A 7,135-nucleotide genomic window follows, 5' to 3' on the forward strand; every position below is an offset into this window, starting at 1 on the left:
CCGCAAGGAGTTCGGGGTGAATGCCGCCGAGGTGCGGCGCACCGCGCTGGCGGCGCAGTAGCGACCGCCTCAGCCCGCAAGCTCGGCCTCGAGCGCGGCGCGCACGCTGTGAGGCGGGGCCACGCTGCGGCGCGTGGCCATGTCGTAGAACACGTTCACGCAGGTGCTGGTGGCGATGCAGGCATCGCCCCTGAAGATGCCATAGCCGGTGGTCAGCGACTTTCCGCCGATACGAATGAGGCGCGCGCCCACCTCGACGGCGCCGGGGTAGTGCAGCTCGCGACGGAAATCGATGACCACGCGGGCGAGGATGAACTCGAGCCCCTCCATGCCGCCCTTGCGGATCAGCTCGTAGATCAGCGCCGTGCGCGCCGCCTCGACATAGGCGGCGAGCGCCACGTTGTTGACATGCGCCATCGAGTCTTGGTCGCAAAAGCGGATCGTGACCGGCGTCCAGTGCCGGAAGCTCTCGCGCCGGGTCAGGTCGATGTCGATCTCGGTCATGTCTGCCTCGTCCGGTCTGCCCGGCCCGAGCGTTAGCACGGCGCTGGCGCGGGGCGCCATGGCCCTGTAGGCAGTAGAAAACGGGATGGAGGCTGCCATGAGCGAGCGTTTCGGCATCGGCTTCGTCGGCATCGGGCGCATGGGCGCGCCGATGGCCGAATGCCTGGTCAAGGCGGGCTGGCCGGTTCAAGTCTACGACCTGCGTGCCGAGGTCCTGGTCCCGTTCGAGGGTCGCGCGGGCGTTACGGTCGCGTCGAGCCTGGCCGCGGCGGCCGAGGGCGCCGAGCTGGTCATCACCATGCTGCCCGACGGCGAGGCCGTGCGCGCGGCGGTCACGGGAAAGGCTGGGCTGGCCGCGGCGATGACCGGGGGCGCGGTGCTCGCCGACATGAGCACGTCCTATCCGCTCCAGACGACCAAACTGGCCGAGGACCTGGCCGGCACCGGCGTCGCGCTGGTCGACGCCCCGGTCTCGGGCGGGGTGTGGCGGGCCGAGCTGGGCAAGCTCACCATCATGGCCGGCGGCGACGGGGCCGCGCTCGACCGGATCGAGCCGGCGCTTTCGGCGATGGGCACGGTCTATCGCACGGGCAAGCTGGGCTCGGGCCACGCGATGAAGGTGCTGAACAACTACCTCTCCGCATCAGGGCTGGCCGCGGCCTGTGAGGCCGTGCTGATCGGGCGGCGCTTCGGGCTCGACCCGGACCTGATGGCGGATGTCTTCAACGTCTCCACGGGGCGCAACAACGCCACCGAGGTAAAGCTGAAGCAGCATGTGAACGGCGGGCGCTATGCCTCTGGATTCGGGCTGGAGCTCATGGCAAAGGATCTGCGCATGGCGGCGGCGCTGGCGCGGGATCTGGAGGCCGATGCGCCGGGGCTTGGCGCCTGTGCGGCGCTGTATGAGAAGGCCCTCGAGGAGCTGGGCGCCGGAGCGGACCACACCGAGGTCATGCGCGTCATCGCCGGCGAGGCCGAGTGCTGAGCCCGCGCGCCATGTTCGGGCCGGTCGGACCAGGCGGGGCGGTCCTCGGCGATCGTCTCGATCATGCACAGGCCCGCCAGAATGGCGAGGCTGCCAGTGCCCCCGGCAACGAAAAGCAGCCCGCCCTGCCACCACGTCCATCCCCACACGCTGACCGCACCGGCCATGCCGAGGGCGCTGCCGACGAAGGGGATGCAGGCGAAGAACAACGCAAACGACAGGGAAAGGAGGGGCGACTGCCTCAGCCAGGCATCCAGGCCGTCCTGGATCGCGAGGAATTGCGGAACGCCGACAAGCAGGTAGGCAAGGCAGAGGAGTGGGCGCATGTGTGCTGGCTTTCGTGCTGCATCGAGAGCCAGAGAATTGTCCTAGAGTGGTTAATGAATCGTTTCGCCACCGCATTTGCCGGTTGGCGCTAGCGCAACCGCGGATCGTCCGATTTCACCGTCACCTCGCGCCCTTCGAGAATCTCGAAGCAGCGCTCCAGCGTCTCCGCCTCCAGCCGCTGCATCGCCTCGGCGGTGTAGAAGGTGAGGTGTGGCGTGAGAATCACGTTCTCCATCGCATAGAGGCGGCCGAGCGCGTGGCCGTTCCGGGCCAGCGGCTCGGCCGAAAAGACATCGAGGGCCGCACCGGCGATGCGGCCGCGCTCCAGGGCGTCGAGCAGGGCCGCCTCGTCCACCAGCGCGCCACGGGCGGTGTTGACGAGGAACGCCGTGGGCCTCATCGCGGCCAACTCGGGCGCGCCGATCAGACCCAGAGTCTGCGGCGTCAGCACAGCGTGCAGGGTGACGAAGTCGCACTCGGCCAGCATGGCGCGAAGCACACCGCGCTTCTCGACGCCGGCTGCCCGCATTGTCTCGGCTGAGACATGGGGGTCATAGCCCAGCACGCGGGCGCGGAAGCCCGCCCCGGCCATCCGCGCCAGGGCCCGGCCGATGCGGCCCACGCCGACGATCCCGACGGTCTTGCCGGCAATGTCGGAGGCGAGCCAGCGGGGCTGGGGCCAGGCCCAGCCTTGCCGCTGCATCTGCCGGTCAATGCGGGTCAGCTTCTTTGCCAAGGCCAGCATCAGCGCGAAGGCGCCATCGGCGACGGTTTGCTCGGCGTATTCGGGAACGTTGACCACCACGACGCCGCGGGCGCGGGCGGCCGCGATATCGATGGCGTCGATGCCGACGCCGTATTTCACGATGCCCTTCAGCCGCGGCGCGGCGGCAATCGCGCGCGCGGTCACGGGCGTGTAGCACATGAGCAGTAGGTCGGCGTCGCGCAAGGCGGCGATCAGGTCGTGCTCGCAGATGCCGTCGGGCAGCAGCACCAGCTCGTGGCCGCGGGCGCGCAGCGTTGCGTCGACATGCGGCGTGTGCAGCTCGCGGTCGGTGCGCACGATCCTGAACGGCCCGGCCATGCGGCGCTCGCTACCCGGCCCCCGCCAGCCCGATCAACACGTCGGCAATGACCTGGGCTGCGGCGGCGCAGTCCGCCTTCTCGGCGATCTCGGCCTCGTTGTGGCTGATGCCGTCCTTGCAGGGAATGAACAGCATGCCGGCGGGGCAGAGCCGCGCGATGTGGCGCGAGTCGTGGCTGGCCGAGGAATAGATGCGCTGGTGGAGATAGCCGCGCGCCTCGGCCGCGGCCTCGATGCGCGCGCGCATGTCCTCGGGGAACTCCATCGAGGCGGAGTTGATGAACTCGCCGACAGTGACCTCGCACGGCCCCTTGAGGCGCTCGCAGATTGGGGCCACGCGATCGCCCTCGTGCGCCAGCGTCTGGAGGTCCGGGTGGCGCATGTCGATGGTGAAGACGACCCGGCCCGGCACCACCGAGATGCCGCCGGGCATGACCTCGAAACGGCCGATGGTGAAGCGCATGGTGTCGCTGTCGTCGAGGAACGCCTGGCGCAGCGCCACGGCCATGTCGCTCGCCGCCACGAAGGCATCGCGGCGCCGCGCGCGGGGGGTGGTGCCGGAATGGGCGTCGACGCCGGTGACCTCGACCTGAAAGCGGCGGTAGCCCTGCATCCCGGTGACGACGCCGATGACGTCGCCGCTTTGCTCCAGCGTCACGCCCTGCTCGATGTGCATCTCGAGGAAAGCAGCGAAGGGCTCGCCGAGCGCGCGCGGCTTCGCCTCCGGTATGGCCGCCTTCAACCGCTCGACGCACTGGCCCATGGTAACGCCCTCGGGGTCGGCGGCGGCAAGCATCTCCTCGAGCGGCCGCACCCCGGCATAGGTGGCCGAGCCCATGCAGGCCGGGTTGAAGCGCGGGCCCTCCTCGTTGTTCCACACGGCGACCTCGATCGGGTGGCGCGTGGCGATCCCGGCGTCGTCGATGGTCTCGAGCGCCTCCAGCGCCGTGAGCACGCCGGACATGCCGTCGAACCGGCCGGCGAAGGGCTGGCTGTCGGTGTGCGAGCCCGAGGCGACGGCTCCGAGCGACGGGTCGCTGCCCTCGCGGCGCAGGAACATGTTGCCGATGTCGTCGATCAGCACCGTCCAGCCCCGCGCCAGGGCCCAGTCGGCAAGCCGGCGATGCGCCTCGATGTCGTCCTCGTTGAGCGCCAGGCGGTGCACGCCGCCCCCCGGTGTGGCGCCAATCCGGTCCATCTCGGCCTGGCGGTGCCACAGGCGGTCGGCGTCGATCGAGGGCAGGTCGGTGCGGCTCACGGTCGGTCTCCTTCAGGCGGGCGTGATGGCGTCGCCGGGGCGGATGATGCCGCCGTCGAGCACGCGGCAGTTCAGTCCCGAGCGGTTCAGCAGCGGCAGGTAGACCGGCTTGCCGGTCATCTTCTCCAGGTATTTGCACGGCTTGTTCAGGCGCACCCCCTCGAGCACCGCCCGCCCGACACGGAAGCTGCGGCCGACAAGGTGGTTGAGCGGCACATGCGCCACCGTCAGGTTGCGGCGGTGCTCGGCGGGGGCAAGCTCGATCCCCTCGTCGCGCGCCAGCGCCGCCAGGGTCTCGGCCTCGATCAGAGTCACTTGCCGGTCGGGACCGGCCTTCAAGGAATAGGTCCCCGTGCCGAGATAATAACGGTCGCCCTCGATGCCGCGGCCGGCCACGATCCGGGCCTCGGGCAGCGCCCGCATGGCACCGGAGCCCGCATCGGTGACGTGGATGTGCTCGAGTCGTCCCTGCCAGCGCATTCTCCTCTCCCTGCTCACCGGACTCCAGGCGGCGCCATCGAGCGCCCCCGAGGCGCCGGCGTCACCCGTCCTTTGCGATCAGCCGGTCCAGCCAGTCGTTGTCGGCGCCGAGACCGGGCGCGGGCGCCTCGCGCGCGGGCCTCTGCCCGTCAAAAGCCATTGGCAGGCCGAAGAAGCGCAGCGCGTGCGCCCCGCGCAACATGCCCGAGGCCTGGGTCTGGGGATGCGCGGCAACCTGGTCGACGGTATTGACCGGCGCGTTCGGCACGCCGGCCCGGTCGAGACGTGCGGCGACCTCGGCGGTGGTAGTCCGCGAGGTCTGAGCGATAATCAGCGCGGCAAGCGCAGGCTTGTTCTCGACGCGCAGCGCATTGGTCAGGAAGCGCGGGTCCTTGGCCCAGTCCGCATGGCCGAGCGCCTGTGCCAGACGGGCGAACAGCGTGTCGTTGCCGGCGGCGATCACCAGCTCGCCGTCGCTGGTCGGAAACGCCTGGTAGGGCGCGATCATCATCGTGCCGGACCCGGATTTGCCCGGCACATTGCCCGAGGCGCTGAAGCTCGCCAGGAAATAGGTCATCCAGCCGAGCGCGGTGTCGAAGAGCGAGGTGTCCACCACGCCGCCGCGGCCCGTCTCGGCCCGGCGCAGCAGCGCCGTGACGATGCCCATCGCCACCCACATGCCGGTGCCCATGTCGATGATCGAGGGCCCGATCCGCACCGAGGGCTGGCCCGGCTGGCCGGTGACGCTCATCAGCCCCCCGAAGGCCTGCATCAGCGGGTCGTAGCCGGGGCTGTCCTTCAGGGGCCCCTCGCGCCCGAAGGCGTGGATCGAGGCATAGACGAGGCGCGGGTTCTCGGCCATCAGCGCCTCGGCCCCGATCCCCAGCCGCTCGGCCAGCCCCGGCTTGAGGTTCTGGATCACCGCGTCCGAGCGGCCCGCCAGGCGCTTGAGCTTGCCGACCCCCTCGGGCGATTTCAGGTCGAGCGTGACCGAGCGCTTCAGCCGGTTCAGGGCGTGGAACAGGGTGGCCATGCCGTCGACGAAGGGCGGTCCCCAGCCGCGGGCGTCGTCGCCGGGGCCCGGCCGCTCGACCTTGACCACCTCCGCGCCCAGCTCGGCGAGAACCAGCGCGGCATAGGGCGCCGCGACCGAGTGCCCGATCTCGATCACGCGCTGGCCCGCCAGGGGCAATGACGGTTCGGGCAGCGGCTGGTCGGGCATGGCGGGCGTCCTTGTCTCCGCGTCGATCTTGCGTCAGCGGCCCCGGCCCGTCGAGACGCGCCGGATCGCAAGCGTGATATCCCCTTCCGCCGCTTGCGGCCAGCGGGCTAGACTGGATAGGTTCCGCCCCCGCAGCGGCGGCTGCCGGAGGACCCGATGAAGCTGGATTTCGAGACCCTGCTGGTGGAGCGGCCCGATCCGGGCATCCTCACGGTCACGCTGAACCGGCCCGAGGTGCTGAACGCGCTGAACACGGCGATGATGACCGAGTTGCGCGACTTCTTCACCGCACTTTACGTGGAGCCCGAGGCGGCCAATTGCCTGATCCTCACCGGGGCCGGCGAGCGCAGCTTTTGCTCGGGCGCCGACCTCAAGGAGCGCGACGGCATGCCCGACGATGTCTGGCGCCGCCAGCACGCCCTCGTCGAGCAGATGGTGCGCGCCATCCATGCCTGCCCGGTCCCCGCGGTCGCCGCGGTGAACGGCGCGGCGATGGGAGGCGGGTTCGAGATCGCGCTGGCCTGCGACTTCATCTACGCGGCCGACCACGCGCGCTTCGCGCTGCCCGAGGTGACGCGCGGCATCATGCCGGGCGCGGCCGGGCCGCAGAACCTGCCGCGCGCCTGCGGCGTGCGCCGGGCCAAGGAAATCGTCATGACGGGCCGGCCGGTCTCGGCCGCCGAGGCGCTGGAATGGGGCATCGTCAACCGCGTCTGCAAGGCCGAGAGGCTGCTGGGGGAGGCGCTGGAGACGGCGCGCGCGATCGCTGCGAACGCGCCCATCGGCGTTCGCGCGGCGAAGAAGGCGCTAGACAAGGCCACCGACCTCGGCCGCGCCGACGGCTACGACTTCGAGGTTGCGGCCTACAACCTGATCGTGTCTACCGAGGACCGGCTCGAGGGCATCCGCGCCTTCAACGAGAAGCGCAAGCCTCGGTTCAAGGGACGCTGATGATGGACCGCGACGTGCTCGTCCGCGAGGTCGGCCCGCGCGACGGGCTGCAACTGGTCAAGGCCGTGCTGCCCACCGAGGTCAAGCTCGCCTGGATCCGCGCCGACGTAGCCGCAGGCGTGCCCGAGATCGAGGTCTGCTCCTTCGTCCCCGCCAAGGTGATCCCCCAGTTCGTCGACGCAAGCGAGGTGGCGAGCGCGGCGGCGCGCATCCCGGGCTACGTGCCCTCGGCGCTGGTGCCGAATCTTAGGGGCGCCGAGCTCGCCTTCGCCACCGGCGTGCCGAAGGTGAACTACGTGCTCTCGGTCTCGGAGACGCACAACA

9 protein-coding genes are annotated in these 7,135 nt (G+C 70.3%); 4 read left to right on the forward strand and 5 right to left on the reverse strand.

Going from position 1 to position 7,135, the window contains the following annotated elements; all coding sequences use genetic code 11:
• Positions 1-69: 69 nt before the first annotated feature.
• Positions 70-504, reverse strand: a complete 435-nt coding sequence (locus tag AC32QD_RS12140; RefSeq protein ID WP_492010766.1) for an acyl-CoA thioesterase — start codon at positions 502-504, stop codon at positions 70-72.
• Positions 505-601: 97 nt separating this feature from the next.
• Between AC32QD_RS12140 and AC32QD_RS12145 the strand changes: the two genes are divergently transcribed.
• Both AC32QD_RS12145 and AC32QD_RS12150 read left to right on the forward strand, forming a co-directional pair.
• Positions 602-1,489: an NAD(P)-dependent oxidoreductase gene (locus AC32QD_RS12145; protein WP_492010767.1), complete on the forward strand. Its 888-nt coding sequence runs from the start codon at positions 602-604 to the stop codon at positions 1,487-1,489.
• An 11-nt stretch (positions 1,490-1,500) separates the two neighbouring features.
• Positions 1,501-1,908: a hypothetical protein gene (locus AC32QD_RS12150; RefSeq protein WP_492010768.1), complete on the forward strand. Its 408-nt coding sequence runs from the start codon at positions 1,501-1,503 to the stop codon at positions 1,906-1,908.
• Here the strand turns inward: AC32QD_RS12150 and AC32QD_RS12155 are convergent.
• The 4 genes from AC32QD_RS12155 to AC32QD_RS12170 form a co-directional block, all read right to left on the reverse strand.
• Positions 1,905-2,900 carry a 2-hydroxyacid dehydrogenase gene (locus tag AC32QD_RS12155; protein ID WP_492010769.1) on the reverse strand — a complete coding sequence of 332 codons (996 nt, stop codon included), beginning with the start codon at positions 2,898-2,900 and terminating at the stop codon, positions 1,905-1,907. The two genes, AC32QD_RS12150 and AC32QD_RS12155, sit on opposite strands and share 4 nt — an antisense overlap.
• A gap of 10 nt (positions 2,901-2,910) precedes the next feature.
• Positions 2,911-4,158: a M20 family metallo-hydrolase gene (locus tag AC32QD_RS12160; RefSeq protein ID WP_492010770.1), complete on the reverse strand. Its 1,248-nt coding sequence runs from the start codon at positions 4,156-4,158 to the stop codon at positions 2,911-2,913.
• Between the two features lie 12 nt (positions 4,159-4,170).
• The gene (locus AC32QD_RS12165) at positions 4,171-4,638 is read right to left on the reverse strand and encodes an MOSC domain-containing protein (protein WP_492010771.1); all 468 of its coding nucleotides are present in this window, start codon (positions 4,636-4,638) and stop codon (positions 4,171-4,173) included.
• Between the two features lie 61 nt (positions 4,639-4,699).
• On the reverse strand, positions 4,700-5,860 hold the full coding sequence (locus tag AC32QD_RS12170) for a CaiB/BaiF CoA transferase family protein (RefSeq protein WP_492010772.1): 1,161 nt from the start codon (positions 5,858-5,860) through the stop codon (positions 4,700-4,702).
• A 156-nt stretch (positions 5,861-6,016) separates the two neighbouring features.
• On the opposite strand from AC32QD_RS12170, the gene AC32QD_RS12175 reads away from it, so the two are divergent.
• Positions 6,017-6,811: an enoyl-CoA hydratase/isomerase family protein gene (locus AC32QD_RS12175; protein ID WP_492010773.1), complete on the forward strand. Its 795-nt coding sequence runs from the start codon at positions 6,017-6,019 to the stop codon at positions 6,809-6,811.
• Positions 6,811-7,135 (forward strand): hydroxymethylglutaryl-CoA lyase-like TIM-barrel protein (locus AC32QD_RS12180; protein WP_492010774.1); only part of this gene is annotated, 325 nt, incomplete at its 3' end. The genes AC32QD_RS12175 and AC32QD_RS12180, both read left to right, overlap by 1 nt.

The sequence above is a fragment of the Thermohalobaculum sp. genome (genome assembly GCF_058622915.1).

Coding starts and splice junctions, on each gene's coding strand:
- AC32QD_RS12140 (WP_492010766.1), bottom strand. CDS start 504: ATGACCGAGATCGACATCGACCTGACCCGGCGCGAGAGCTTCCGGCAC.
- AC32QD_RS12145 (WP_492010767.1), top strand. CDS start 602: ATGAGCGAGCGTTTCGGCATCGGCTTCGTCGGCATCGGGCGCATGGGC.
- AC32QD_RS12150 (WP_492010768.1), top strand. CDS start 1,501: ATGTTCGGGCCGGTCGGACCAGGCGGGGCGGTCCTCGGCGATCGTCTC.
- AC32QD_RS12155 (WP_492010769.1), bottom strand. CDS start 2,900: ATGGCCGGGCCGTTCAGGATCGTGCGCACCGACCGCGAGCTGCACACG.
- AC32QD_RS12165 (WP_492010771.1), bottom strand. CDS start 4,638: ATGCGCTGGCAGGGACGACTCGAGCACATCCACGTCACCGATGCGGGC.
- AC32QD_RS12170 (WP_492010772.1), bottom strand. CDS start 5,860: ATGCCCGACCAGCCGCTGCCCGAACCGTCATTGCCCCTGGCGGGCCAG.
- AC32QD_RS12175 (WP_492010773.1), top strand. CDS start 6,017: ATGAAGCTGGATTTCGAGACCCTGCTGGTGGAGCGGCCCGATCCGGGC.